Origin of the sequence: Leucobacter luti (genome assembly GCF_050310065.1) — a bacterium.
Lineage (GTDB): Bacteria > Actinomycetota > Actinomycetes > Actinomycetales > Microbacteriaceae > Leucobacter > Leucobacter luti_B.
This window is the reverse complement of record NZ_CP190007.1, coordinates 1,520,486-1,544,591: the sequence shown is the minus strand read 5'-3', so window position 1 is coordinate 1,544,591 and position 24,106 is coordinate 1,520,486. Positions and strand designations below refer to the sequence as shown.

The window sequence follows — 24,106 nt, the reverse complement described above, 5'->3', positions numbered from 1 at the left end:
CGCCCCTCCCGCGACCCAGGGCTTTTGCTCAACAATCCGCGAGTTCGTTGCTATGATGAGCGACATGATCCAGACTCCAGCGCAGGAGCCCATCAGGTCGGCGGCCGAGCAGGTGCGCTCCGCCCTGAGGCAGAGCATCATCGAGGGCGCCCTCACACCGGGCACGAGGCTCATCGACGCGAGCGTCGCCCTGCAGCACAGTGTCTCCCGCAACACCGCCCGCGACGGGCTCCGGCTCCTCGAGGCTGAGGGCCTCGCCGTCTCCACGCGCAACGTCGGGTACTCGGTGCGCGAGCTCACGGTCGAGGACATCAGGGATCTCTACACGGCCCGCCGGATCATCGAGGCCGGCGCCGTGCGCTCGAGCGTCGCCGCCCCCGGGCGACTCCTCGAAGAGCTCGAGCAGGCGGCGGACCATACCGAGGCCTGCGTGCGCCGCGGATCCTGGACCGCGGTGGGCACCGCGAGCCTCGACTTCCACCGCCGAGTCGTGGCGCTCGGCGGATCGGAGAGCCTCAACACCTTCTTCGTGGCGGTCGCGGCGCAGCTCCGCCTCGCCTTCTCCGTGATCGACGACGAGGCCGCATTCCAATTGCAGTGGGTTCCCCGCGACCGGGAGATCGCCGAGCTCATCCTCGGCGGCGCGCGCGAGGACGCCGTCGCGGCGCTCGACCGCTACCTCAGCGACTCGGAGGTGAGTGTGATCGACGCCGTGCGCGCGTCGCTGCGCGCGCGCCGGGCGGATCCCGGGGCGGATCCTGCGGTCGCCGAAGATACTACTGATCCGCCCGTTCCCGCAGAGCTTCGCACCACCGAACCAGACACGAAGGAGCACACCGCATGAGCACCGAATCGACGCGGGTCGCCGCACTCACCGAGGCCGCATACAAGGGCCAGGCCCTCGAGGTCGACCGTGAGTTGTACGGCAGGATCGGCGAGCGCACCGACGGCCGCACCCTCGTCGACTCGTTCGAGATCCCGATCCGCTCGGGCCGCGCCTGGACCGTGCCCGCCGGGCACGTCTGCCGCCTGCTCACCGTGGACGGGCCGCAGGTCGGCGACCTCAACATCTGGAACCTGCACAATCCGCGCGAGCGCTTCTGGGCCGCGCGCACCCGCCAGCTTCAGGCCGCGCACGTGACCCGCTTCGACCGCCTCTGGTCGACGCTCCCCTATCTCAGGCCGCTCGTCACGATCACGGGCGACACGCTCGAGGGCTACGGCGTCGACGCCGAGGGCGGGCGCGTGCACGATACGCTCGGCACGCGCTGTGACCCATACGTCAACCGCATGCTCACGGGCGAGGACTTCGACTACCACTGCCACTCGAACCTCGTGCGGGCCGTGCGCCCTTTCGGGCTCACCGAGTTCGACGTGCACGACGTGCTCAACGTGTTCCAGTGCACGGGGCTGAACGACGAGGACAAGTACTTCATGAAGACGTGCCCCGCACAGGTCGGGGACTACTTCGAGATGTTCGCGGAGATCGACGTGCTCATGGCGCTCTCGACCTGCCCCGGCGGCGACCTCTCGGTCCCGATGTGGGGCGACGGCGCACACGACCCGGTCGAGGTGTGCCGCCCCATCGGCGTCGAGGTCTACCGGATCGACGACGAGCTGCTCGCGGGCTGGGAGGCGCCAGGACTGCCGGAATACGCGGGCGCACACGCACTCCGAGAACAGCCCTGGGCCTGATCCGGAGCTGAATCGATCGCCCGCAGCGATTCCGGATCGCGTCTCGCGCCCGCGGCGCGGCGCGAGACGCCCCCAACCCGTCGTAGACTGGTGGCCATGGAGAGCACCAGGCTGCCCGCTGCCGCTCATCCGGTGATCCGGATGAGCCGCGGAGTGCGCGCCGCCAGAGGCGCGGGCGGCGCGGCGATCGCCACCGTGCTCGCGGCCGCCTCGCACGCGCTCGCCGGCGGCGACATCTCCTGGCTCGCCGTGTTCTCGACCGCGATCCTCGCGCTCCCCGTCTGCACGCTGCTCGCTGGCCGGATCGGCTCGCTCTGGCGGCTCGCCGCCGCCGTCGCGATCGCGCAGTTCCCCTACCACTGGACGCTCGCGGGGCTCGGCGCCGGTGCTTCCGGAACCGGAGCCGCGGGCCCGGGCAGCGACGCCGCGGGGCTCCCGCTCTCGCCGCACGCCGCGCACCTCGACGCGATCCAGAGCTTCGCGCCAGCCGCGACCGCCTCGACCGCCGACACCGTGATGTGGATCGGCCACGCGATCGCGGCCGTTCTGACGATCGCGCTCCTCCACTTCGGCGAGCGCGCATTCCTTGCGCTCGTCTCGCTCGTGCGCCGGGCCCTGCCCGCGCGCGCGCTCGCACTCACCCCGCTGCAGCACCGCTGCACACTGCGGGTGACGCTCGGCGAGTGCGCCGAGACCATCGCCCTGCGGATGCTGGGCACCACCGCGGTGTCCCGTCGCGGGCCTCCGGTTCTCGCCTGATCCTGTTTTCTTCTTTTCAGCATCAGCAGCCGCGTGGCGATTCCATCCCCGCGGTCCCCGGCAACCCCGGGGAAATAAATCCCGGCGCAGCCCGGAGGAACTCGGAGACACCGCATGTCCCGCACGACCCAGACCCCCCGCATCGGACGACTCATCGCCGCCGCCGCGCTCGGCCTCGCCGCCGTGTTCGGCCTCGCCGCCGTGTTCGGCGCAGCATCGCCAGCGCTCGCGCACGACGAGCTCGTCGGCACCGAGATCGTCGCGAACGATGCGGGCGCTACCGAGGGGTTCAAGCTCTCGTTCAGCAATAGCATCATCGAGGTCGGCACGGAGATCGTGGCCACGGGACCCGACGGCGCCGATATCAAGGACGGCGAGCCCGAGGTCGACGGCCCCGACGTGACGCAGCACCTGCAGGCGGGACTCGCCGAGGGTGACTATCGCATCGCGTGGCGCGTGGTCTCGAGTGACGGTCACCCGATCGACGGGTCGTTCGGCATCGCCGTCGGCGCGAACGGCACGGGCGAGATCATCCCCGCAGCCGAGCTCACCGAGGATGCGGAGTCCCACGAGCACGAGGATTCGGGCGACCATGCTGAGGCGGATGACGCCGCGGGGATGCCCTTCGGTGTCGTTGTCGCGATCATCACGGGCGCAGCTGTGCTCGTGATCGGCGGCATCACTGCCGCGGTCGCGCTCTCGCGAAAGAAGAAGGATCAGGCCACTCAGGGCGCGTCGCGCGGCAACTAGCCTGCGCACGCGTTGACGCCCGAGCGGCGTCCCCCTCTCGCCCGAGTGCTGGCGCTCCGCCACGCTCGCGCCCCTGCGCGCGACGTGCGGTGGCCGCCGACGCTCGCGGCACCCACCTCACCACTGAGAAGGACACCTCTTTCAATGAACACCACGCACACCGCACGCCGCGCACGCCTCGCAGTCCTCGCCTCGGGCGCGCTCCTCGCCGCCCCGTTGCTCCTTACGGGTTGCGCGCAGGCCGACGGGCCCGCGGCAGGCTCGGGCAGCTCAAGCGAGACCAGCCAGAAGGCCGAGTCCGGGCTCACGCTCAGCGACAGCTGGGCGAAGGCCAACGCCGGATCCGAGATGGAGAGCATGTCGGCCGTCTTCGGCACGCTGAAGAACAACACTGACAAGGAGGTCACGCTCGAGAGCGCCGAGAGCGCCTCGGCCGGAACCGTCGAGCTCCACGAGACCGATGGCGACGGCAAGATGCGCGAGAAGAAGGGCGGCTTCACGATCCCGGCGGGCGGAGAGCTGCAGCTCGCTCCCGGCGGCGACCACATCATGCTCATGGAGATGCCGAAGCCGATCAAGGCCGGCGAGGAGGTCGAGGCGACGCTCCACTTCAGCGACGGCGCGACCCTCAAGGTGCAGGCGCTCGTGAAGGACTACTCGGGCGGCAACGAGTCCTATGACGGCGGCATGGATCACGGGTCGGAGGACGGCGGAATGGACCATGCGTCCCACTAAGCCCGTCCCGAAAGCGGTCACGGCCGGTGCCGGGGAGCGCAGCTCCCCCGGCATCGGCCGCCGGGCCCTGCTCACCGGCGGTTTCGCCGGGGCAGGGATCGGTGCGGCGCTCGGCGTCGGCGCGACCCTCGGGATCCCCCAGCTCCGCGACGCCACCTCACCGGCGCTGGCCGACGCGGCCGCGCCCTTCGGCGGCGACGTCCTCCCCTGCCACGGCAAGCATCAGGCGGGGGTGACGACGACGCCGACCGCGCACTCGCGCTACGTGTCCTACGCGCTCAAACCGGAGACGGATCGCGAGGCGATCAGCCGCATGTTCCGGATCCTGACCGACGACATCGAGGGCCTGACCTCCGGCGACGCGCCGCTCGCCGACCCGGAGCCGGAGCTCGCCGCGCGGCCCGCGCGCCTCACGGTGACGATCGGGGTCGGCCCTGGGCTCGTCGAGCGCGTGGCGAAGGAGAAGCGTCCCGAGTGGCTCGCGCCGCTCCCCGCGTTCACGCTCGACCAGCTCGATGGCGCGCACGACGGGGGCGACCTGCTCGTGCTCCTGCAGTCGGACGACCAGCTCGCCGTGGCGCACGCCGCGCGCATGTTCGAGCGCGACCTCCGCGGCTTCGCCCGCCGGATCTGGTCGCAGCAGGGGTTCCGGCAGGCGCGCGGCGCAGAGTCCGACGACACCACCATGCGCAACCTCATGGGGCAGGTCGACGGCACCGTGAACCCGAAGCCCGACGAGGAAGACTTCGAGTCGCTCGTCTGGCTCGAGGGGGCAACGGGCGCGGAGGCCTGGCTCGCTGGCGGCAGCGCACTCGTGCTGCGCAGAATCCGGATGGAGCTCGACACCTGGGACCAGATCGACCGGCCCGGTCGCGAGCAGTCGATCGGGCGCACGCTCGACACGGGGGCGCCGCTCACGGGCGGCGACGAGCACACGCCCATGGACTTCGACGCGAAGGACAAGCTGGGTCTGCCCGTGATCCCGAGCTTCTCGCACGCGCGCAGGGCGCACTCGACCGACCCGTCGGAGCGGATCTTCCGCCGCAGCACGAACTACGACGACGGCGACGAGTCGGGTCTGCTGTTCGCCTGCTACCAGCGGAACCCGCTGAAGCAGTTCGTGCCGATCCAGCAGCGCCTCGACGAGCTCGACATGCTCAACGAGTGGGTCACACACACGGGATCCGCGGTCTTCGCGATCCTCCCGGGGTTCACCCCGGACACGCCCCTCGGGGCGTCGCTCCTCGCCTAGCGAGAGCGCAGAGACGGCGTCTGAGAGCCGCGCCCCCCCTGCGGCTCTCAGACGCTTCTAGCCGCGCTGGGCGAAGGCGGTCTCGTAGATCAGCACGCTCGCGGCGGTCGCGAGGTTGAGCGACTCGGCCGCCCCGTAGATCGGGAGTTTGAGCGAGCGGTCGGTGAGTGCCCGCTCGGCGTCGCTGAGCCCGCGCGCCTCGTTGCCGAAGACCCAGGCGACGCGCCCCGCGAGCACGCCCTCGGAGCGCGCCGCGAGGAGGTCGGTGCCGCGCACGTCGGCCGCGAGCGTCGTGAGCCCGGCCGCGCGCGCCGCATCGGTCACATCGGCGAGCTCGCGGGCAACCGCGACGGGCAGGTGGAAGAGGGATCCAGTGGTCGACCGCACGACCTTGGGGTGGAACGGGTCGATGCTCTCCCCCGCGAACACGACGGCGTCGGCTCCCGCGGCGTCCGCGGCGCGCAGCACGGCGCCGGCGTTGCCGGGATCCCGCACCTCATGCATGACGGCGACGAGCCGGGCGTCCGCGAGGGCCTCCGCGAGCGGCGTCTCCCAGCTGCGGGCGATCGCGACGACCCCCTGGGGGGTGACGGTCTCGCTCATGGCGGCGAGCACCTCACCGGTGACGCGCTCGAGCTCGACCCCGCCGTCCGAGGCGAGCCGGTCGATCTCGTGCTGCCACGGCTCCGTGCCGGTCGTCGCAAACACGACCTCGGCGAGCTCGGGGCGGTGGGCGAGCAACTCGCGCACGGCCTGCGGGCCCTCGACGAGGAAGCGGCCCTGCGCGACGCGCTCCTTCTTTCGGACGAGTGCTGCGGCGCGGCGCACGCGCCCGGACTTCGGGTTCTCGATCACCCGTCAAGCCTACTCGGCGGGCGGTCGGGGGCGGGGTACGGGGCGCGATCCTGGTCCGGATCGGGATCCGGATCCTGGGCCGCACCCGGCCCCGCCGGAAACGGCGAGAACCCCCGCGTGCGGTGCACGGCGGGGGTTCTCGTCACTGGGCTCGATGCCCGAGGCGCGAAGCGTGAAGCTTAGGCGGCCTTCGGAGCCGAGGTGTCCTCGGGGAGAGCGGCCTTTGCGACCTCGACGAGGGCGGCGAAGGCGGCGGGCTCGTTGGTCGCGAGCTCGGAGAGCATGCGACGGTCAACCTCGACACCGGCGAGGCCGAGGCCCTGGATGAAGCGGTTGTAGGTCAGGCCGTTGGCGCGTGCACCCGCGTTGATGCGCTGGATCCACAGGCGGCGGAAGTCGCCCTTCTTCTTCCGGCGATCGTTGTACGAGTAGACGAGCGAGTGGATGACCTGCTCTTTTGCCTTGCGGTACAGGCGCGAACGCTGGCCGCGGTAGCCCTCGGCACGCTCGAGGATGACGCGACGCTTCTTGTGGGCGTTGACGGCCCGCTTGACTCTTGCCATTTCAGTTCTTCCTTACAAACTCTTGGTGAACAGCTGGGGTGCTCGCGGGCTTAGTGGCCGAGGAGCTTCATTGCCTGCTTGGCGTCGCCCTTGGCGAGCACCTGCTCGGCGTTCAGGCGGCGCTTGCGCTTCGAGGCCTTGACCTCGAGGTTGTGGCGCATGCCGGCCTGCTGCTTCATGAGCTTGCCGGAGCCGGTGAGCTTGAAGCGCTTCTTGGCCCCCGAGTGGGTCTTCTGCTTGGGCATCGATTTCTCCTTGTTGTGTGCGCGCCTGACAGGCTGCGTTCTGCGCGGCGCCGCTGGTGGCAGCGTGCCGCTGAAATTACTCTCCGGCCGCTGCGCTGCCGGACTTGCGGATCGCCTTCTCCTCGGCGCGGCGAGCGTTCTGCTCGGCCTTCGCCTCGGACTTGTTCTTGAGCGGGGCGATCACCATGACCATGTTGCGGCCGTCGATCCGGGGGTTCGACTCGACGGTGCCGAACTCGGCGATGTCCTCCGCGAACTGCTGAAGGAGGCGCACGCCCATCTCGGGACGCGACTGCTCGCGGCCACGGAACAGGATCATGGCCTTGACCTTATCGCCCTGCGACAAGAAGCCGATCGCGCGCTTGGTCTTGGTTTCGTAGTCGTGCTTGTCGATCTTGAGGCGGAAACGAACCTCCTTGAGGATCGTGTTCGCCTGGTTACGACGAGCTTCCTTCTGCTTCTGGGCGGCCTCGTACTTGAACTTGCCGAAATCCATGATCTTGGCCACGGGCGGCTTCGAGTTCGGGGCTACCTCGACGAGATCGAGATCTGCATCTGCCGCCAGGCGCAGCGCGGTCTCGATCGGCACGACACCGACCTGCTCGCCACTGGGTCCAACCAGGCGCACTTCGGGGACGCGGATTCTGTCATTCGTACGGGGATCGCTGATCGCCGGCTCCTCTGATCTCAGGTGTGAGGCACTCCCGCTCGGGAGCGACGGAGGAGAGGATCCGGGCAGCGCACGCGCTACCCCACACCCTTTGCAATAGCTGCCGTGACCGGCGGGGTGTGAACTACCCGGTAACCTTGAATCGGTGCCGGGTGGGAGAATCTCCTCTTCCGCATCTCGGCAAGACGCCGAGAACCAACGGCAATATTACCACAAAACCGCAGACGAGAGTCAGGACACTATGAGCGACACCACCCCCGAGGCACAGCAGCAGCACGTCGAGGGTGCGGGGAGCACCTCCGGGAGTGGCGCCGAGGGCGTTGCGCAGGCGACGCGCGACATCGCGGACGTCGCCGCCGTCGAGGTCATCACGACAGCGGCAGTTCACCTGCTCAGCGCGGCGGCGGTGAAGGTCGGCCTCGCCGACGATCCCGAGAACCAGATCGACCTCGACGAGGCGCGCAAGCTCATCAACGCACTCGCAGGCCTGATCACGGCCGCCGCGCCCGAGGTGAGCGACATGCACGCCCGCAGCCTCCGCGACGGCCTCCGCTCGGTGCAGCTCGCCTTCCGCGAGGCCTCGACGATCCCCGACGCTCCGGGCCAGGGCCCCGGCGAGAAGTACACGGGCTCGACGATCTAGCGCGGCGCGCGCGTTCGCTCTCGCTCCGCAATCTGCAGTAGCTCACACGAAAGCGCGCCAAAACATAGGAGCGAGCGCAGAACTCGGAGCCAGCGTAGGTGCGCGCTGGGTCGGATCCCGATCCGGCACCACGGCCCGCCCCTGCGCTCGCTCCGCAATCTGCACTCGTTCGCAAGAAAGCGCCCCGAATCGTAGGAACGAGCGCAGAATTCGGAGCCAGTGCAGGCGTCGGGACGTGAGCGCGCGGGCGCGAGTCGTGATCCGGGTCCGGATCCGGATCCGGATCCACTCCAGCGACCGGCGCTCCCTCCGCAATCTGCGCTCGCTCACACGAAAGCGCGCCAGATCATAGGAGCGAGCGCAGAACTCGGAGCGAGCGCAGACAGGCGGGCGGGCGTGCGCGGACGCCCGCGCCCGCGCCCCGCCGCGCCTACCCCTTCAGCGCCTTCATCGAGAAGTGCGAGGTCACGCGGCCGATCGCCGAGAGCGACATGATCTTCTGCGTGAGGAACGCCTCGTAGCTGCCGAGGTCGGCGACCGCGATGCGGAGGAAGTAGTCGGGCCGCCCGAAGAGGCGCTGGCACTCGACCACCTCGTCGAGCGCGACGACGGCCGCCTCGAATCCCGCGACCGCGGCGGCCTCCTGCGTCGAGAGGTCGACGTGCACGATCACCTCGAAGCCTCGCCCCACCGCGTCGGGGTCGACGATCGCGCGGTAGCCGCGGATCACGCCCTCGCTCTCGAGCCGCTGCACGCGGCGGAGGCACGGCCCTGGCGTCAGGCCGATGCGGGCGGCGAGTTCGACGTTGCTCAGCCGGCCGTCCTCGGCGAGCTCGGCAATAATTGCTCGATCTAAGGCATCCACGCACACATTATTCCACGGATCGCGGCGCGAGCCCCCGAAAACGCACCAACATTGCGCCGCTTTTCCGTCACAATGTTGCTATGCAATCCACTCGCGCCCAGCTGCCTCCCCCGGCGACGAAGCGCGACCAGATCCGGGCGGGCATCACCGACTCGTTCGGTGTCGGGATCGGCATCTTCCCGCTCGGGATCGCGCTCGGGATCCTCGTCGCGCAGTCGGGACTGCCGTGGTGGATCGCGCCCGCGCTCTCCGTCGGCATCTTCGCCGGCTCCGTCGAGCTGCTCCTCGTCAGCATGCTCGCGGCGGCGACGCCGCTCCTCACGGTCGCGGTCGCGGTGTTCGCCGTGAACTTCCGGCACGTGTTCTACGCCCTGTCGTTCCCGATCACGAAGGTGCGCAAGGGACTTCCCCGCGCCTACGCGACCTACGCCATGATCGACGAGGCCTACGCGACCTACGTGCTCATGCCGCCCGAGCGCCAGTCCTCGGCGCGCATCGTCACGGGCCAGCTCATGATGCAGAGTTACTGGGTCGTCGGCGGCCTGCTCGGGCTCGGGATCGCGAGCGTGCTCCCTGCACCCATCGAGGGCTTCGAGTTCGCCCTCGTCGCGCTCTTCATCGTGATGACCCTCGACGCGGTGCGCAGCCGCAGGGAGATCCCCTCGGTGCTCCTCGCCGGCGTCTCGGTCGGGATCGCGATGCTCGCAGCACCCGGTCAGACGATGCTCGTCGCCCTCATCCTCTATACGGTGCTGCTCGCGGCGCGCTACGCGCTCGGCCAGCTCCGCGCGAAGGGGGCCGGATCCGATGAGTGAGACGAGCTACCTCCTGCTCGCCGTGCTGATCGGCGGCGCGATCACGCTCGGGTTGCGGGCGCTCCCCTTCGCGATCCTGAAGCCGCTGCGCAGGTCGCGTTTCGTGAAGTCGCTCGGCGCGTGGATGCCCGCCGGCATCCTCTTGATCCTCGCGGTCGTGGTCGTCCGGGACGAGATCGTCGCGCGCCCCGGTCAGCTCTGGATCGTCGCGTCCGCCGTCGTGGTGACGGTGTGCACGCACCTCTTCGCCGGCCGCCGCGCGCTCCTCAGCATCGCAGCGGGCACGACCGTCTACGTCGCGCTGCTCAACCTGCTCTGAGCGGCAGAACCTACTAGGCTCAGGCGCCGCCCGCCGCGACGGGCCGCACGCGCATCGAGTCCACGCGCTCGGCGATGATCTCGCTCGCGGCCCAGCGCGCCTGGAGGCGCTGCAGCAGGCCGTCGAGGTCCTCGCGGGTGAGTCCGCCGGCGAGCCGGATCAGGACGTCCACCTCGGGCGCGAGCAAGCGCGCGTCGATGTCGCCGGGAGCGAGCTCCACGCCGACGATCGCGGGCTCCCCCGACGCCCCGGCGCGAAACGCGCCGATCACTTCGGCGTCCGCCCACGCGGGTACGTACGTCTCGCCGAGCGCGAGCGCCTTGAGCGCGGGCCGGCGGATGCCGTACTCGCGCTCGGCGGTCGCGGCGTCGAGGATCATGAGATCCGTCTCCTCCTGCACGGCGGCGAGCGCCGCCTGCCCGCACGGCACCGGGATCGGCCGCGCCTCCGGGTGCCAGTGGGCGAGGGTCGCCGTCGAGGTGAAGACGGGCAGCACCCGCCGCCCGTCCGGCGCCCCGACCGTCACGATGGAGAGCTCCTGCGTCTTCTCGACCGTCTTGCCCTCGGGCGTCACGCCGAGGTCCCCCGCCTCGGCGAGCATCGGCACGAGCACGCGCGACTCGCGGAGCGCGCAGATGACGACGTCGTGCGCCGCGGCGACGGCCGCGAGCGCACGCTCGCGCGCCGCGTCGGTCTCGGATCCGGATGCGGATCCGGATCCGGCACCCACACCGGCCCGCTTCGCCTCGTCGGCCGCCTCTCGCAGCGCCGCGACGGCGCGCGCGACGAGCTCGGGCGTACTGCCGTCGTCGCCCGCGAAGGCGGTGCCGTGGTGGTCGAACGTGCGCCCCTCCCACGGGAAACCCGCGGAGTCGGCAGCGCCGCCGGGGACGAGGCTCTCGGGCACGCCGGTGTTCCGCGGCGCGTCCCCGGTCGAGGGAAGCTTCTTGATCGCCATCGCCGCGGCTAGTCTCCGGCCCCCGGGCGGCTCGGTGCGCCGGCGACGTCGAACGCCGCGGCGAGCGTGAACGCGCCGTCGTAGAGCGCCTTGCCGATGATCGCGCCCTCGACCCCGAACCGCACGAGCTCGCGCAGCGCTGAGAGGTCGTCGAGGCTCGAGATCCCGCCGGAGGCGACGACGGGGCGCTCAGTCCGCTCGCACACCTTGCGGAGCAGCTCGACGTTCGGGCCGCGCATCGTGCCGTCCTTCGTGACGTCGGTCACGACGTAGCGCGAACACCCGGCCTCCTCGAGGCGCGCGAGCACGTCCCACAGGTTGCCGGCGTCCTCGGTCCAGCCGCGGGAGGCGAGGGTCTCGCCGCGCACGTCGAGGCCGACCGCGATCCGCTCGCCGTAGCGCGCGATGACGGCCTGCGTCCACTCGGGGTTCTCGAGGGCCGCGGTGCCGAGGTTCACCCGGCGCGCGCCCATCTCGAGGGCGGCCTCGAGGCTCTTGTCGTCGCGGATCCCGCCCGAGAACTCGATCTTCACGTTGCCCGCGCGGCGGATGATCTTCTTCGCAACGTCCACGTTGCTGCCACGCCCGAAGGCCGCGTCGAGGTCGACGAGGTGAATCCACTCGGCGCCCTGGTCGATCCAGTCGAGTGCGGCGTCGACGGGGCTGCCGTAGCCCTTCTCCGTTCCCGCTTCCCCCTGCGTGAGGCGCACGGCCTGCCCGTCGACCATGTCGATCGCGGGCAACAGCTGAAGGTTCGGGCCCTGTGCGAGTCCGCTCATACTTCTCAATCTCCTGTCGGGCGTGTGTCTTGCGTGGTGCGTGTGCCAGTGTGACGCGTGATCCTGAGCGGAGCTAGAGCGTCGAGATCCAGTTGCCGAGCAGGCGGATCCCCGCCTCGCCGGACTTCTCCGGGTGGAACTGGGTGGCCGAGAGCGGCCCGTTCTCGACGGCGGCAACGAAGCGCTCGCCGTGCTCGGCCCAGGTGACGAGGGGGCGCGTCGACTCGCCGCGGCCCTCGAGCGTCCAGTCGCAGGCCGCGTAGCTGTGCACGAAGTAGAAGCGCTCGTCCTCGACGCCACGGAAGAGGGTGGATCCCGAGGCCACGTCGACCGTGTTCCAGCCCATGTGCGGCAGCACCGTCGCGTGCAGCTCGCGCACGGTGCCCGGCCACTGGCCGAGGCCCTCCGTCTCGATCCCGCGCTCGACGCCGCGTTCGAACATCACCTGCTCGCCCACGCAGATCCCGAGCACCGGGCGGCCGCCCGCGAGGCGCCGGTCGATGAGCTCGTCGCCGCGCACGGCGCGCAGCTGCTGCATCACGGCGTCGAACGCGCCGACGCCGGGGACGAGCAGGCCGTCCGCTTCCGCGACCGCCTTCGGGTCGCGGGTGAGCTCGACCTCCGCGCCGGCCCTCGCGAGCGCCTTCACGGCGGAGTGCACGTTGCCCGAGCCGTAGTCGAGCACGACGACGCGCTTGGCGCCAGCGCTCACAGCGCGCCCTTCGTGGAGGGCACGCCGGTCTCGAGCGGGTCGAGCGACTTCGCCTGGCGGAACGCGCGTGCGAACGCCTTGAACTCGGCCTCGGCGATGTGGTGCGGATCCCGCCCCTCGACGAGCCTGATGTGCGCGGTGAGGCGCGCGTTCAGGATCAGCGCCTCGAAGAAGTGGCGCACCATGGAGCCTGTGAAGTGCCCGCCGATCAGGTGGTACTCGAAACCGGCCGGCTCGCCGGAGTGCACGAGGTAGGGGCGCCCCGAGATGTCGACGACGGCCTGTGCGAGCGCCTCGTCGAGCGGCACGAGCGCGTCGCCGTAGCGGGTGATCCCGCGCTTGTCGCCGAGCGCCTCGAGGATCGCCTGGCCGAGCAGGATCCCCGTGTCCTCGACCGTGTGGTGCACGTCGATGTGCACGTCGCCGACGGCCTTCACGGTGAGGTCGGTCAGCGAGTGCCGCGCGAACGCCGTGAGCATGTGATCGAAGAACGGGACGCCCGTGTCGATCGTGGATGCTCCGGTTCCATCGAGGTCGATGCTGAGCGAGATCTCGGATTCGCTCGTGGAACGCTCGAGCGCGGCAGTGCGTTGAGGTGCGGTCATGGGGCCAAGTCTAGCCGGGTTCGGTGGCGGAGATCCTGGCCCCGCGGCGGCGCCTCGCCACGATCAGCCAGACCGCCGCGAGCGCGACGCCGACCACGAGCGCCACCCAGTTCGGGATCGCGCTCGACCACGCGAGCACCGCCGATTCGAGGCGCGCCTGATCGGTCGCCCCGAGCACGCTGCCGAGCGCCGTCGTGCCCTGCGTGACGAGGAGCAGGATCCCGATCCCGATCGTGAGCGCCCCGCCGACGACGCTCGTCCAGGTGTTGCGCCAGCGCCCGATCCGGATCTCGCGCGGGCGCACGAGCCTGCGGATCGCCGGCGCCCGGTCCCAGAGGAGCGCGAGGACGAGGAGCGGTAGGGTCATTCCCGCGGCGAAGACGAGGAGCACAAGGCCGCCGAAGAGCGGGTTGCCGCCGAACGCGGCGAAGGCGAGCGCGGCGCCGAGCAGGGGCCCGGCGCACACGCCGGCGAGGCCGTAGACGGTACCGAGCGCGAATACGGCGGCGGCCGACGCGCCGTCGCCCGAGCCGTCTGCGGGGCCCGAGCCGCTGCTGGCCGCGGCGAGGCCCGGGATCCGGATCCCGAGCAGCAGTGCGATCCCGAGCAGGATCACGAGGACGGATGCGGCCGTGACGAGTGCGAAGCGGTGCTGGTTGACCCAGGCGCCGAGCGTGCCCGCGAGGAGGCCGAGCGGCACGAGTGCGGTGGCGAGCCCGCCGAAGAAGACGGCGGTGCGCGCGAGCAGCTGCGAGGGGCTCGAGAACGCGTAGGCGAAGAAGGCGGGGAGCAGCATGACGGAGCACGGGCTCAGCAGCGTGAGCACGCCACCGAGGAACGCGCCCGCGAGAGTCAGCTCCACGCTCGGCTACTTCCCTTTCGCCCCGGCCTCATCGAGCGCCTGGTCGAGGAAAGACCGGAACGCGTCGACCGACTGCGCGCCGCTCACTCCCTTGCCATCGGCGACGAAGAACGGAACGCCGGACACGCCGAGCTGCTGCGCCATCGCCGTGCTCTCGTCGACGGCGGCGCGGTGGGCGGGGTCGTCGATGCCGGCGCGGAAGCGCTCGAGATCCTTCACGCCGGCCTGCTTCGCGAGCTGCACGAGCTGCTCGACGGGGAGCTCGGGGTGGCCGCTCTCGGGCGCGGCCTCGTAGACGGCGGACACGAACTCGACGTACTTGCCCTGCTCGCCGGCCGCCCGCGCGGCGGCGGCGGCGCGCGCCGACTCCTCGCCGAAGAACGCGACGTCGTGGAACTCGACGCGCACCTTGCCGGTCTCGACGTACTCCTCGATCAGCACCGGCATTGTGTCGCGTGAGAACACGGCGCAGAAGGGGCAGCGCAGGTCGACCCACTCGTTCAGCACGACCGGCGCGTCGACGTCGCCGATCGCCATGGGGTCGGCGGGGTCGCGGCGCTCGAGCGCGGGGGCGGCGTTGTTCGCCTGGCCACCATCGGAGGCACCGTTCGCCGCTGCCTGGGCGGATCCGGCACCTGCGCCGGTTTCGCCGCCGGCTCGTGCCTGCTCCGCCTCGTTCCACTGCACACCGCCAAACACGAGGCCGAGCACCGCGACGGCGCCCAGCACGATGTTGACGGTCCGCGAGCGGCGCAGCTTGCGCTCGAGCTCGTGGCGGGGCATGGCTTCGGGGATGTTCACCATGCTTCCAGGCTAGCGGGAGCCGCTGACACTCAACTCCGCGATGGCCTCGATCACGGCAGTCGTCTCCGCCTCGGTGCCCGCCGTGATGCGCAGGTGGCCAGGGATGCTCAGGTTCCGGATCAGGATCCCGCGGGCGCGGAGCGCCTCGAAGGTGCCCTCCGGGTCTGCGAAGCCGCCGACGAGCAGGAAGTTCGATCCGGACTCGTGGACGACGTAGCCGAGCTCGGCGAGGGCCGCGCCGAGGCGGTCGCGCTGCGCACGGATGTCGGCGACGGTCGCGAGCATGGCGTCCGCGTGGCGCACCGCGGCGACCGCTGCGGCCTGCGTGAGCGCCGACAGGTGGTACGGGAGGCGGACGAGGCGCAGCGCGTCGATCACTGCGGGGTCTGCTGCGAGGTAGCCGAGGCGCACGCCCGCGAAGGCGAACGCCTTGCTCATGGTGCGGGAGACGAGCAGGCGGTGCCTGCCGGGGAGGAGCGTGACGGCCGTCTCGGTGTCGGCGTCGAACTCGTGGTACGCCTCGTCCACGATGAGGATGCCGTCGAACGCGTCGTAGGCCGCGAGGATCACGTCGCGGCGCAGCGGGGTGCCCGTCGGGTTGTTCGGGCCGCACAGGATCACGATGTCGGGCTGGTGCTCCGCGATGGCGGCGGCGACGCCCTCGGGCGTGAGCGCGAAGTCGGCCGGGCGCTCGACCGGGATCCACTCGGTGTCGGTGCCCGAGGCGAGGAGCGGGTACATCGAGTACGTCGGGGTGAAGCTGAGGAGCGAACGCCCCGGCCCGCCGAACGCCTGCAGGATCTGCTGCAGCACCTCGTTCGAACCGTTCGCCGCCCAGAGCTGCTCGGGGGTGAGCCCGTGCCCCAGGTATCCAGCGAGCGCCTCGCGGAGCACGGTGAACTCCCGATCCGGGTAGCGATTGACGCCGCGCACGGCCTCAGCGAGCGTCGACACGATGTCTTCGACCACGTCCTCCGGGATCGGATGCGTGTTCTCGTTGACGTTGAGACTCACGGGCACCGGATCCTGCGGAGCGCCATACGGCGCCTTGCCCACGAGGTTCGCGCGGAGGGGAAGATCACTGAGGCTGGTCACCAGACCATCCTATCTTCGAGGCTCGCGAGGCCCGCCCGTGTTGCAAGCGGGCCCCGGGCCCCGCTCCCAGGCGCACTGCCTGGGAACGTTTCGTGTTCGAGAGACCCGTCGACACGAAGCTGCACCCACCTAGAGTTCTGCACTCAGCTCGCCTGTCTGCCGAAAAACGTGAAGTTGAATGCAGATTTCCCGCTGAGCGCTGCGAGTTGACACTGCGCCCAGGCTCAGAGCGAGACCGGTACACACCACCCGCGTGCACCCACCACGAGATCTGCGCTCAACAGGACCACGCGAAGTCGAGTGCAGACCTCTCGCTAAGCGCGGCGGGTTGGGATGGACGCCGAGCGCCGCGCGCGGTGCCCACCGTCGTGGGCAGCCGAGCAGCCGGAAGAGCACCCGCGCCAGGGACGCGAGGCAGACTCCCTCAAGACCGCGCGCACAACCTCGCGAGGTCGTGCAGGCTAGGAATTGAGACCGAGCTCGTCCGCCGAAGCGGTCATCGGGTTGTTCGAGTAGCGCAGCGGCACCGCGAGCGGCTGGCCGGCATCAACACCGGAGCCCTCGAGCTGGTTCAGCTGCACGATCTCGGCCACCAGATCGCGGGGATCGGCCTGCGGATCGAGCTCGGTCGCGAGCGACCAGAGCGAGGAGCCCTGCTGCGCCACGACGTACTGGAACTCCTGCCCGCCCTGGGAATCGCTCGCGAGCGCCTGCGGAGCGGCGAAGGCCGCCACGGCCGCCAGCAGGCCAGCCACCAGGACCGTCGAGAGAGTGCCGAAGACGGCGCGACCACGCTTCGTGAGACGGAGGCGCGCCTCGGGTGCGACCACGGCAAGGGCCTCGTTCGTCTGAATCGCCTGAACGCTCATGATGGCTTCCTTTCTCCGCGACGCCGGCGGAAGAACCGACCGAACATCTGTTTCGAATATATCTTCGAGTAATCGAAACCGCAACCCTCAATTCGAAGATGTATCCCGGAAATTTTCCGCGACACTCGAACACGTGTTTGCCCGCATTCGAACGTACGGACTAGGGTTTCGACAACGGGATCATGGAATCAGGGACCACTGACATTCACGGATCCCGAGCTCCAGATCCATCGCACAGGGTTGGAAAGGACCATGATGAGCGGCGCAGCACCGAAGCCCCTGACTGAGAAGCAGCAGGCGATCCTCGAGTGCATCGCGCGCTCCGTCGAGAGCCGCGGCTATCCGCCGAGCATGCGAGAGATCGGGGACGCGGTTGGCCTCTCGTCGCTCTCGAGCGTCACCCACCAGCTCAGCCGGCTCGAGCTCGGCGGCTATATTCGCCGCGACCCGAACCGCCCGCGCGCCCTCGAGATCCTGATCGAGCTCGCGAGCACGAGCGACGCGGTCGCCGCGGCGCCCAGCCAGCAGGTCGAGGAGGCGGCGTACGTGCCGCTCGTCGGCCAGATCGCGGCCGGCGTTCCGATCACGGCTGATCAGCAGGTCGAGGAGATCGTCCCGCTCCCCCGCCAGCTCGTCGGCGACGGGCAGCTCTTCATGCTCAAGGTCGTGGGCGACTCGATGATCGACGCGGCGATCTGCGACGGCGACTTCGTGGTCGTGCGCCAGCAGCGCGAGGCCGAGAACGGCGACATCGTCGCGGCGATGCTCGACGGCGAGGCGACGGTCAAGGTGTTCCGCCGCCGCGACGGCCACACGTGGCTCCTTCCCCGGAACAGCGCCTTCGAGCCGATCCTGGGCGATCACGCCGAGGTGCTCGGCCGCGTCGTCGCGGTCTTCCGCTCGGTCTAACCCGGCGCCCCGGCCCCAAGCCCGACCCGCCGCCTTGCCGGTAGCGCGGCGGGGCGGCGCGCTACGCCTCCACCGGGTCGGGGGTGAGGAGCTCGAGCTCCCGCAGCACCGCGAGCACCTGCTCGTGACGGTTGAAGGTGTACAGGTGGATCGACGGCGCTCCACCCTCGAGCAGCTCCCGCGCGAGCGCCACCGTGTGCTCGACCCCCAGCTCGGGCGCGTATCCGCCCGACTCCTCGAGCGCGCGCTCGAGCGCCGCAGGCGCCGGCCGACCGGCAAGCGACGCGACCTTCCGCAGCTGCGCGCTCGTCGACACGGGCATGAGCCCGGGCAGCACGGGGATCCTGAGCCCGGCCGCTTCCGCGTCCGCGACGAACGACAGGTACTCCTCGGCACGGAAGAACAGCTGCGTCACCGCGAACTGCGCGCCGGCCTCCTGCTTCGCGATGAGCCAGTCGATGTCCTCGGCGCGGGATCGCGTGAGCGGGTGCCCGTTCGGGTAGGCGGCGACCGCGGTGCGGCCCACGCTCGTGAGCGGCGGCCGCTCGGCGCGCGCCTCCGCGATCAGCTCGACGAGCTCCCGTGAGGAGAGCGATCCGACGACGGCGGGGTTGTCCTCCGAGGAGCCTCGCGGCGGGTCGCCGCGGAGCGCGAGGAAGTCGTGCACGCCAGCGTCCATCGCGGCGTGGATCGTGCGCAGCACCTCGTCGCGATCCTCGCCAACGGTCGTGAGGTGCGCGAGCGGCAGCGCCTCGGTGTGCTCGCGCAGGTAGCGGAGCAGGTCGAGGGAGGCGTCGCGGTTCGAGCCGTTCGCGCCGTAGGTCACCGAGATGAAGTCGGGCCCGGCGGCCGAGAGGTGCTGCACGGCGTGGCCGAGCGCGAGGGCCGCCGCGCCGCTGCGCGCCGGGAACACCTCGAAGGAGAATCGGGCGCGGGTCGGCGCGGATCCGGAGAGGAGGAGCGGGGTCACTGTGCATCACCGCCAACCGAGACGGCAGCGGCGCCAGCGGCGCCAACCGCGCCGGCAGCACCAACCGCGCCAGCAGCCCCGGATCCCACCCCGAGTACGCCCTCCGCGAGCTCGCTCCCCCGCACGCGCGCCGCGATCTTTGCGAAGGCGACGTCGCGGGCGAAGTCGGGCGAGCCGTGCTTCGGCTTCTCATCGACAAGGTAGGGCGAGAATCCGCAGTCGTCGGTCGAGCCGAGCTGCTCGGCAGGGATGAAGCGCGCGGCGCGCACGAGCTGATCCCGCACGCCCTCCGCGGTTTCGAGCCGCGGGCTCCACGGGTTCGTCACGCCGAGGAGCACCCGCGGCGCGCGGCCGGCGCCCGCGAGCGCGCGCAGCTGGGCGCCGACGAGCCGGGCCACCCGGTCCGGCTCCTTCTCGCTCGCGGCCTGCACGAGGAAGTAGCCGGCCTCGATCTGGAAGAGCTCCGGGATCAGCCCCGCGTAGTCGATGTCGGCGCTGTGCGCCGAGTCGTTGTCGTTGCCGGGGCAGGTGTGCACGCCGATGGCCGCGCGGCGCTCGGGCGAGACGCGATCCAGCACCCGGTTGATGAGCTCGATGAAGCCGCCGAGCGCCTCGGGCCCCGCCCACGGCGCGCGCAGATCGCGGCGGAGCGCGAGCCGCCCCTCCGTGAAGTCGATCGTGACGCGGGATGCCCCGGCGTCGAAGGAGCGCTCGATGTCGGCGGCGCAGCCCGCGACGACGTCCTCGATGAACTCCTCGCGCGAGTAGCCGGGAAGCCCCTGCTCGGGCACCATGAGCGAGAGCATCGACGGAGAGATGACCGCCTGCTTGAGCGGCAGCTCCGTGAGCCTGCGCGCCGCCGCGACGTCGTCTGCCGCCCACGCGCGGAACGCGAAGGGCGCGCGTGCGAGGCTCGGGATCACCCGGTGGTGCCCGTCGGCGAACACCGCGAAGACGGGCCCCTCCTCGATGTCGTCCGTGCCGAGCGGGTAGCTCGCGAAGCTCTGCCGGCGCTGCTCGCCGTCGCTGATGATGGGCGAGCCCGTCGCCTCGAGTCGCTCGAGGGTGTCGCGCACCGCGAGCTCCTGCTCCTCGCGGAGTTCAGCCGCGCTGACCTGCCCGATCTCGGCGTCGAGCACCGCGCGCTGCAGCCGCGCCGGGCGCGGCAGGGAGCCCACGGGCTCCGTGGGAAGTCGATCCGGGATCCAGGCGGGGGCCGCGCCCCCGCCCGATCCCGCTGCGGGCTTCGTCACACCCGCGCCTCGGCGTCCGCCCCGCGCACCGCGCGGGCGGCCGTGACCAGGTTCTTCAGGCTCGCGACGGTCTCCTCGTAGCCGCGAGTCTTGAGGCCGCAGTCCGGGTTCACCCAGAGCTGCTCGCCCGGGATCCGCGCCGAGGCGATCCGGATCAGCTCCGTCTGCTCGTCGACGCTCGGGACGCGGGGCGAGTGGATGTCGTAGACGCCGGGGCCGATCCCGCGCGAGTAGCCGTGCTCGCCGAGCGGCTCGACGACGTCCATGCGGCTGCGCGCCGCCTCGATGCTCGTGACGTCGGCGTCGAGGCCGTCGACGGCATCGATGATCTCGCCGAACTCCGAGTAGCACAGGTGCGTGTGGATCTGGACCTCCGGCGCAGCGCCCGAGGTCGCGAGGCGGAACGCGCCGACCGACCAGTCGAGGTAGCCGGCCTGGCGCTCGCGGTCGAGCGGGAGCAGCTCGCGCAGCGCGGGCTCGTCGACCTGGACGATCTTGATCCCGGCCTCGACCAGGTCATCGATCTCGTCGCGGAGCGCGAGGGCGACCTGCGACGCGGTGTCGGCGAGCGGCTGGTCGTCGCGCACGAAGGACCAGGCGAGGATCGTGACGGGGCCCGTCAGCATGCCCTTGACCGGGCGATCCGTGAGCGACTGCGCGTAGGAGGACCAGGCGACCGTCATGGGCGCGGGCCGCGAGACGTCGCCCCACAGGATCGAGGGGCGGGTCGCGCGCGTGCCGTAGGACTGCACCCAGCCGTGCTCGGTCACGGCAAAACCGTCGAGGAGCTCGGCGAAGTACTGCACCATGTCGTTGCGCTCGGCCTCGCCGTGCACGAGGACGTCGAGCCCGATCTCCTCCTGGAGACGGATGACGCGCGCGATCTCCTCGCGGAGGAATCCGTCGTAGTCGGTCGCGTCGATCTCGCCGCGCACGAAGGCGGCACGCGCCTTGCGGATCTCGGGGGTCTGCGGGAAGGACCCGATCGTGGTCGTCGCGAGCTGCGGGATCCCGAGGTCGCGCTGCGCGTCGCGGCGGTCGCCCTCCTCGGCGCGGCTGCGGTCGGCGTCGGTGACGGCGCCGGCGCGGTCACGCACCGCGTCGATGCGCACGCCGGGTGCCGCGGCGCGATCCGCGAGCGCTGCCTCGGTCGCGGCCAGCTCCGCCTCGATCGCCGCGGCGCCCTCGTCGAGCCCGCGCGCGAGCACGACGGCCTGCTCGACCTTCTGGTCGGCGAAGGCGAGCCACGACTTCAGGCGCGCGTCGAGCTTCTCCTCGTCGGCGACGTCGTGCGGCACGTGCTGCAGGTTGTTGGAGGTGCCGATCACGGTCGCGATCCCAGCCTCTGTGATGCGCTCGGCGACCGCGAACGCGGCGCGCAGATCGGTGCGCCAGATGTTGCGGCCGTCGACGACGCCGGCAACGAGCTGCGTGCCCTCGAAGGCGCGCGCGAGCTCGCCCGATGCGAGCGCGTCCTCGGGCAGCGAGCCGCGCACGAGGTCGGCCTGCACCGCCTCGACCGGCAGCGCGCCGAGGCGCACGAGCGCTCGAGACGAGTCGCCGTAGGGCGCCGTGAGCAGGATCCGGGGCCGCTCGCCCGCGGCGATGCCGCCGAGCTCGGCGTAAGCGCGCTCCACGAGAGCGAGGATCTCCTCGCGCGGCACCGAGAGCGAGTCGGAGACGAGCGCGGGCTCGTCGAGCTGCACCCAGCCGGCGCCGGCGGCCGCGAGCGCGCGGAGCAGCTCGCCGTACACCGCGACGACCTCGTCGAGGCGGTCGATCGGGCGGAAGCCCTCGCCCGCCTCGTCGGAGGCCTTGGCGAGCAGCAGGTAAGTGACGGGGCCGACGAGCACGGGACGCGTCTCGATCCCCTGCTCAGCGGCCTCTCCGAGGCTCTCGACGAGGGCGGCCGGGTTCGCGGCGAGCGGGGTCCGCTCGTCGATCTCGGGCACGCTGTAGTGGTAGTTCGTGTCGAACCACTTCGTCATCTCGAGCGGCTGGTGATCGCGGTCGCCGCGGGCGAGCGCAAAGTACTTCACGAGGTCGGTGCCCGCGATGTCGGCGAAGCGGTGCGGGATCGCGCCGAGCGCGAGCGTGGCGTCGAGCACCTGGTCGTAGAAGCTGAAGCTCTCCGGCACGGCGCCGCCTGCCGCGGGCAGGCCGAGCTCGACGAGGCGGGCGCGGGTCGCGGCGCGGAGCTCCTTCGCGGTCTCACGCAGCTGCGCCTCGTCGGAGTTGCCGCGCCAGTAGGACTCGACGGCGCGCTTCAGCTCGCGGCGGCGGCCGATGCGCGGGTAGCCGAGGATCGTTGCGGTCGGCAGAGATGATGCGGGCATGAGTTCCTCTTCGATTCGGTGCTCGGTTCTCGCCCGGACATCCGGGCGCCCGGATCCCCGGGCACCTCACACGCTAATCGGAGCGGCAGCCTCTCCGCCCGCATGTTTCGCAGTGTGACCTCGCGCGGTCACTGCGTCGAAACGCGAGCTCAGCCGAGGAACGGCGCGAGCTTCGCGAGCATCTCCTGCGTCACGAACGCGCGCACCCTCGTGCCGTCCTCGACGTACTCCGTCTCGAGCACGCGGTTGCGCTCGTGCATCTCGGCGACGAGCTCCCCCCGGTCGTAGGGGATCACGACTGTGACCTCCCGATCCGGAACCGGGAGCGCGGCGTCGATCCGGCGCTTCAGCTCCTCGATGCCCTCGCCCGTGCGGGCGGAGGCGAACACGGCGTCGGGCGCGAGCCCGTGCAGCACCATGCGCTGGGAGTCGTCGAGCAGGTCGGCCTTGTTGAATACCACGAGCTCAGGGATCGCCTGCGCCTCGACCTCGGCGATGACCTCGCGCACCGTGCGCAGCTGCGACGCGGGATCCGGGTGCGACCCGTCGACGACGTGCAGGATCACGTCGGCCTCGCCGACCTCTTCGAACGTGGAGCGGAACGCCTCGACGAGCTGGTGCGGGAGGTTGCGCACGAAGCCGACCGTGTCGGCGTAGGTGAAGCTCCGCCCGTCCTCGGTCTCCGAGTGGCGCACGGCCGTATCGAGGGTCGCGAAGAGCTGGTTCTGCACGAGCTCCTGCGTGCCCGTGAGCCGGTTGAGCAGGCTCGACTTGCCCGCGTTCGTGTACCCCGCGATCGCGACCGACGGCACCTCGCCGCGCTTGCGGTTCGCGCGCTTCGCGGCGCGCGCGGGCGCCATCTGCTGAATCTGCTTGCGCAGCTTCGCCATGCGGGTGTGGATCCGGCGCCGGTCGAGCTCGATCTTCGTCTCACCGGGGCCGCGGGATCCCATGCCCGCGCCGCCGGATCCGACCTGGCCGCCGGCCTGCCGAGACATCGACTCGCCCCAGCCGCGCAGGCGCGGGAGCAGGTATTCGAGCTGTGCGAGCTCGACCTGGGCCTTGCCCTCGCGGCTCTTCGCGTGCTGGCTGAAGATGTCGAGGATCACCGCGGTGCGGTCGATCACCTTGACCTTGACGACGTCCTCCAGGGCGCGCCGCTGGCTCGGCGACAGCTCCGTGTCCGCGACGACCGTGTCGGCGCCGACGGCCGCGACGAGCTCGGCGAGCTCCTGCGCCTTGCCCTTGCCGAGGTAGGTCGCGGGATCCGGATGCGGCCTGCGCTGCAGCAGGCCGTCGAGCACCGCGGCGCCCGCGGTCTCGGCGAGCGCGGCAAGCTCGCGCAGCGAGTTCTCGGCGTCGTCGAGCGAGCCCTGCGAGTACACGCCGATGAGCACCGCGTTCTCGAGCCTGAGCTGGCGGTACTCGACCTCGGTGATGTCCTCGAGCTCCGTGGAGAGGCCCGCGACACGCTTGAGCGACGCGCGCTCCTCGCGCTCGAGGCGGATCCCGTCGAGATCCTCTGCAATGGCGTCGTGCGCCTCGTCGCCGAGCGCCTGCGCGCCCGAGAGGTCGCGGATGACCGTCGCGGATCCGCGCTGCGCGGCGCGAGAAAGCACCCGATCAAGCGGGTCCTTCGGGACGCTCCGCTGCGGGGTGTCTGGATCGGCCGGCTGATCGGCCGCTGCGTGGGGCTCTGCCGCGCTCTCGTCCCGCTCGGGATCGACCGCGGCTGCATCTTCAATGAGGCGTTTCGTCATGTGGCCTTCAGTCTACGGCGCGGCCGCG

Annotated in this window: 27 protein-coding genes; 10 read left to right on the top strand and 17 right to left on the bottom strand. The window is 71.0% G+C overall.

Going from position 1 to position 24,106, the window contains the following annotated elements:
- The first annotated feature begins 64 nt into the window (after window positions 1-64).
- The 6 genes from ACOPJ3_RS07120 to ACOPJ3_RS07095 all read left to right on the top strand — a co-directional run bounded on the left by ACOPJ3_RS07120 (window position 65) and on the right by ACOPJ3_RS07095 (window position 5,191).
- Window positions 65-844 carry a GntR family transcriptional regulator gene (locus tag ACOPJ3_RS07120; protein WP_427871138.1) on the top strand — a complete coding sequence of 260 codons (780 nt, stop codon included), beginning with the start codon at window positions 65-67 and terminating at the stop codon, window positions 842-844.
- On the top strand, window positions 841-1,695 hold the full coding sequence (locus ACOPJ3_RS07115; protein WP_427871137.1) for an urea carboxylase-associated family protein: 855 nt from the start codon (window positions 841-843) through the stop codon (window positions 1,693-1,695). Before ACOPJ3_RS07120 ends, ACOPJ3_RS07115 begins: the two co-directional genes overlap by 4 nt.
- Before the next feature lie 96 nt (window positions 1,696-1,791).
- Window positions 1,792-2,454 carry a hypothetical protein gene (locus ACOPJ3_RS07110; RefSeq protein ID WP_427871136.1) on the top strand — a complete coding sequence of 221 codons (663 nt, stop codon included), beginning with the start codon at window positions 1,792-1,794 and terminating at the stop codon, window positions 2,452-2,454.
- Window positions 2,455-2,568: 114 nt separating this feature from the next.
- The gene (locus tag ACOPJ3_RS07105) at window positions 2,569-3,204 is read left to right on the top strand and encodes a copper resistance CopC family protein (protein ID WP_427871135.1); all 636 of its coding nucleotides are present in this window, start codon (window positions 2,569-2,571) and stop codon (window positions 3,202-3,204) included.
- 144 nt (window positions 3,205-3,348) lie between these two features.
- Window positions 3,349-3,939 carry a copper chaperone PCu(A)C gene (locus tag ACOPJ3_RS07100; RefSeq protein WP_427871134.1) on the top strand — a complete coding sequence of 197 codons (591 nt, stop codon included), beginning with the start codon at window positions 3,349-3,351 and terminating at the stop codon, window positions 3,937-3,939.
- Window positions 3,926-5,191, top strand: a complete 1,266-nt coding sequence (locus ACOPJ3_RS07095; RefSeq protein ID WP_427871133.1) for a Dyp-type peroxidase — start codon at window positions 3,926-3,928, stop codon at window positions 5,189-5,191. Before ACOPJ3_RS07100 ends, ACOPJ3_RS07095 begins: the two co-directional genes overlap by 14 nt.
- A 57-nt stretch (window positions 5,192-5,248) precedes the next feature.
- Here the strand turns inward: ACOPJ3_RS07095 and ACOPJ3_RS07090 are convergent, their stop codons facing one another.
- The 4 genes from ACOPJ3_RS07090 to infC form a co-directional block, all read right to left on the bottom strand.
- Window positions 5,249-6,046 carry a TrmH family RNA methyltransferase gene (locus ACOPJ3_RS07090; protein WP_427871132.1) on the bottom strand — a complete coding sequence of 266 codons (798 nt, stop codon included), beginning with the start codon at window positions 6,044-6,046 and terminating at the stop codon, window positions 5,249-5,251.
- A 179-nt stretch (window positions 6,047-6,225) separates the two neighbouring features.
- Window positions 6,226-6,609 (bottom strand): 50S ribosomal protein L20, encoded by a 384-nt coding sequence (gene rplT, locus ACOPJ3_RS07085; RefSeq protein WP_427871131.1) that lies wholly within the window; start codon window positions 6,607-6,609, stop codon window positions 6,226-6,228.
- A 50-nt stretch (window positions 6,610-6,659) separates the two neighbouring features.
- Entirely contained in the window at window positions 6,660-6,854 is a 195-nt protein-coding gene (rpmI, locus tag ACOPJ3_RS07080; protein WP_010156662.1) for a 50S ribosomal protein L35, read from the bottom strand.
- A gap of 76 nt (window positions 6,855-6,930) precedes the next feature.
- Window positions 6,931-7,482 carry a translation initiation factor IF-3 gene (infC, locus tag ACOPJ3_RS07075; protein WP_427871130.1) on the bottom strand — a complete coding sequence of 184 codons (552 nt, stop codon included), beginning with the start codon at window positions 7,480-7,482 and terminating at the stop codon, window positions 6,931-6,933.
- Window positions 7,483-7,765: 283 nt separating this feature from the next.
- Here infC and ACOPJ3_RS07070 point away from each other — a divergent pair, with 283 nt between their 5' ends.
- On the top strand, window positions 7,766-8,167 hold the full coding sequence (locus ACOPJ3_RS07070; RefSeq protein WP_427871129.1) for a DUF1844 domain-containing protein: 402 nt from the start codon (window positions 7,766-7,768) through the stop codon (window positions 8,165-8,167).
- A 430-nt stretch (window positions 8,168-8,597) separates the two neighbouring features.
- Here ACOPJ3_RS07070 and ACOPJ3_RS07065 read toward each other — a convergent pair whose 3' ends face one another.
- The gene (locus tag ACOPJ3_RS07065; protein ID WP_427871128.1) at window positions 8,598-9,032 is read right to left on the bottom strand and encodes an Lrp/AsnC family transcriptional regulator; all 435 of its coding nucleotides are present in this window, start codon (window positions 9,030-9,032) and stop codon (window positions 8,598-8,600) included.
- A gap of 80 nt (window positions 9,033-9,112) precedes the next feature.
- Between ACOPJ3_RS07065 and ACOPJ3_RS07060 the strand changes: the two genes are divergently transcribed.
- Both ACOPJ3_RS07060 and ACOPJ3_RS07055 read left to right on the top strand, forming a co-directional pair.
- Window positions 9,113-9,847 (top strand): AzlC family ABC transporter permease, encoded by a 735-nt coding sequence (locus ACOPJ3_RS07060; RefSeq protein WP_427871127.1) that lies wholly within the window; start codon window positions 9,113-9,115, stop codon window positions 9,845-9,847.
- Window positions 9,840-10,166, top strand: coding sequence for a branched-chain amino acid transporter permease (locus ACOPJ3_RS07055; RefSeq protein WP_427871126.1), 327 nt, complete (start codon window positions 9,840-9,842; stop codon window positions 10,164-10,166). The genes ACOPJ3_RS07060 and ACOPJ3_RS07055 overlap by 8 nt, the downstream gene beginning before the upstream one ends.
- Window positions 10,167-10,185: 19 nt before the next feature.
- On the opposite strand, the gene ACOPJ3_RS07050 is transcribed toward ACOPJ3_RS07055, so the two are convergent.
- The 8 genes from ACOPJ3_RS07050 to ACOPJ3_RS07015 all read right to left on the bottom strand — a co-directional run bounded on the left by ACOPJ3_RS07050 (window position 10,186) and on the right by ACOPJ3_RS07015 (window position 16,850).
- Window positions 10,186-11,124, bottom strand: coding sequence for an SseB family protein (locus ACOPJ3_RS07050; RefSeq protein WP_427871125.1), 939 nt, complete (start codon window positions 11,122-11,124; stop codon window positions 10,186-10,188).
- Between the two features lie 8 nt (window positions 11,125-11,132).
- Window positions 11,133-11,903 carry a bifunctional 1-(5-phosphoribosyl)-5-((5-phosphoribosylamino)methylideneamino)imidazole-4-carboxamide isomerase/phosphoribosylanthranilate isomerase PriA gene (gene priA / locus ACOPJ3_RS07045; protein WP_427871124.1) on the bottom strand — a complete coding sequence of 257 codons (771 nt, stop codon included), beginning with the start codon at window positions 11,901-11,903 and terminating at the stop codon, window positions 11,133-11,135.
- Window positions 11,904-11,976: 73 nt separating this feature from the next.
- Window positions 11,977-12,615 carry an imidazole glycerol phosphate synthase subunit HisH gene (hisH, locus tag ACOPJ3_RS07040; protein WP_427871123.1) on the bottom strand — a complete coding sequence of 213 codons (639 nt, stop codon included), beginning with the start codon at window positions 12,613-12,615 and terminating at the stop codon, window positions 11,977-11,979.
- Window positions 12,612-13,220 (bottom strand): imidazoleglycerol-phosphate dehydratase HisB, encoded by a 609-nt coding sequence (gene hisB, locus ACOPJ3_RS07035; protein WP_427871122.1) that lies wholly within the window; start codon window positions 13,218-13,220, stop codon window positions 12,612-12,614. The genes hisH and hisB overlap by 4 nt, the downstream gene beginning before the upstream one ends.
- Window positions 13,221-13,230: 10 nt before the next feature.
- On the bottom strand, window positions 13,231-14,082 hold the full coding sequence (locus ACOPJ3_RS07030; protein WP_427871121.1) for a cytochrome c biogenesis CcdA family protein: 852 nt from the start codon (window positions 14,080-14,082) through the stop codon (window positions 13,231-13,233).
- Window positions 14,083-14,088: 6 nt separating this feature from the next.
- The gene (locus tag ACOPJ3_RS07025) at window positions 14,089-14,886 is read right to left on the bottom strand and encodes a DsbA family protein (RefSeq protein WP_427871120.1); all 798 of its coding nucleotides are present in this window, start codon (window positions 14,884-14,886) and stop codon (window positions 14,089-14,091) included.
- A gap of 9 nt (window positions 14,887-14,895) precedes the next feature.
- The gene (locus ACOPJ3_RS07020) at window positions 14,896-15,981 is read right to left on the bottom strand and encodes a histidinol-phosphate transaminase (RefSeq protein ID WP_427871119.1); all 1,086 of its coding nucleotides are present in this window, start codon (window positions 15,979-15,981) and stop codon (window positions 14,896-14,898) included.
- Between the two features lie 461 nt (window positions 15,982-16,442).
- On the bottom strand, window positions 16,443-16,850 hold the full coding sequence (locus tag ACOPJ3_RS07015) for a hypothetical protein (protein WP_427871118.1): 408 nt from the start codon (window positions 16,848-16,850) through the stop codon (window positions 16,443-16,445).
- A 252-nt stretch (window positions 16,851-17,102) separates the two neighbouring features.
- On the opposite strand from ACOPJ3_RS07015, the gene lexA reads away from it, so the two are divergent.
- Window positions 17,103-17,759, top strand: a complete 657-nt coding sequence (lexA, locus tag ACOPJ3_RS07010; protein WP_427871117.1) for a transcriptional repressor LexA — start codon at window positions 17,103-17,105, stop codon at window positions 17,757-17,759.
- A gap of 61 nt (window positions 17,760-17,820) precedes the next feature.
- Here the strand turns inward: lexA and ACOPJ3_RS07005 are convergent, their stop codons facing one another.
- The 4 genes from ACOPJ3_RS07005 to hflX form a co-directional block, all read right to left on the bottom strand.
- Complete coding sequence (locus ACOPJ3_RS07005; protein WP_427871116.1) at window positions 17,821-18,729, bottom strand: methylenetetrahydrofolate reductase; 909 nt, start codon at window positions 18,727-18,729, stop codon at window positions 17,821-17,823.
- On the bottom strand, window positions 18,726-19,982 hold the full coding sequence (locus ACOPJ3_RS07000; RefSeq protein WP_427871115.1) for a hypothetical protein: 1,257 nt from the start codon (window positions 19,980-19,982) through the stop codon (window positions 18,726-18,728). Before ACOPJ3_RS07000 ends, ACOPJ3_RS07005 begins: the two co-directional genes overlap by 4 nt.
- Window positions 19,979-22,318, bottom strand: a complete 2,340-nt coding sequence (metE, locus tag ACOPJ3_RS06995; RefSeq protein ID WP_427871114.1) for a 5-methyltetrahydropteroyltriglutamate--homocysteine S-methyltransferase — start codon at window positions 22,316-22,318, stop codon at window positions 19,979-19,981. Before metE ends, ACOPJ3_RS07000 begins: the two co-directional genes overlap by 4 nt.
- Window positions 22,319-22,467: 149 nt before the next feature.
- Window positions 22,468-24,078, bottom strand: coding sequence for a GTPase HflX (gene hflX, locus ACOPJ3_RS06990; RefSeq protein WP_427871113.1), 1,611 nt, complete (start codon window positions 24,076-24,078; stop codon window positions 22,468-22,470).
- Window positions 24,079-24,106 lie beyond the last annotated feature (28 nt).

Coding starts and splice junctions, on each gene's coding strand:
- ACOPJ3_RS07110 (WP_427871136.1), top strand. CDS start 1,792: ATGGAGAGCACCAGGCTGCCCGCTGCCGCTCATCCGGTGATCCGGATG.
- ACOPJ3_RS07105 (WP_427871135.1), top strand. CDS start 2,569: ATGTCCCGCACGACCCAGACCCCCCGCATCGGACGACTCATCGCCGCC.
- ACOPJ3_RS07015 (WP_427871118.1), bottom strand. CDS start 16,850: ATGAGCGTTCAGGCGATTCAGACGAACGAGGCCCTTGCCGTGGTCGCA.
- ACOPJ3_RS07060 (WP_427871127.1), top strand. CDS start 9,113: ATGCAATCCACTCGCGCCCAGCTGCCTCCCCCGGCGACGAAGCGCGAC.
- ACOPJ3_RS07095 (WP_427871133.1), top strand. CDS start 3,926: ATGCGTCCCACTAAGCCCGTCCCGAAAGCGGTCACGGCCGGTGCCGGG.
- ACOPJ3_RS07120 (WP_427871138.1), top strand. CDS start 65: ATGATCCAGACTCCAGCGCAGGAGCCCATCAGGTCGGCGGCCGAGCAG.
- ACOPJ3_RS07050 (WP_427871125.1), bottom strand. CDS start 11,124: ATGGCGATCAAGAAGCTTCCCTCGACCGGGGACGCGCCGCGGAACACC.
- metE (WP_427871114.1), bottom strand. CDS start 22,318: ATGCCCGCATCATCTCTGCCGACCGCAACGATCCTCGGCTACCCGCGC.
- priA (WP_427871124.1), bottom strand. CDS start 11,903: ATGAGCGGACTCGCACAGGGCCCGAACCTTCAGCTGTTGCCCGCGATC.
- rplT (WP_427871131.1), bottom strand. CDS start 6,609: ATGGCAAGAGTCAAGCGGGCCGTCAACGCCCACAAGAAGCGTCGCGTC.
- hflX (WP_427871113.1), bottom strand. CDS start 24,078: ATGACGAAACGCCTCATTGAAGATGCAGCCGCGGTCGATCCCGAGCGG.
- ACOPJ3_RS07070 (WP_427871129.1), top strand. CDS start 7,766: ATGAGCGACACCACCCCCGAGGCACAGCAGCAGCACGTCGAGGGTGCG.
- lexA (WP_427871117.1), top strand. CDS start 17,103: ATGATGAGCGGCGCAGCACCGAAGCCCCTGACTGAGAAGCAGCAGGCG.
- hisB (WP_427871122.1), bottom strand. CDS start 13,220: ATGACCGCACCTCAACGCACTGCCGCGCTCGAGCGTTCCACGAGCGAA.
- ACOPJ3_RS07025 (WP_427871120.1), bottom strand. CDS start 14,886: ATGGTGAACATCCCCGAAGCCATGCCCCGCCACGAGCTCGAGCGCAAG.
- rpmI (WP_010156662.1), bottom strand. CDS start 6,854: ATGCCCAAGCAGAAGACCCACTCGGGGGCCAAGAAGCGCTTCAAGCTC.
- ACOPJ3_RS07115 (WP_427871137.1), top strand. CDS start 841: ATGAGCACCGAATCGACGCGGGTCGCCGCACTCACCGAGGCCGCATAC.
- ACOPJ3_RS07055 (WP_427871126.1), top strand. CDS start 9,840: ATGAGTGAGACGAGCTACCTCCTGCTCGCCGTGCTGATCGGCGGCGCG.
- ACOPJ3_RS07100 (WP_427871134.1), top strand. CDS start 3,349: ATGAACACCACGCACACCGCACGCCGCGCACGCCTCGCAGTCCTCGCC.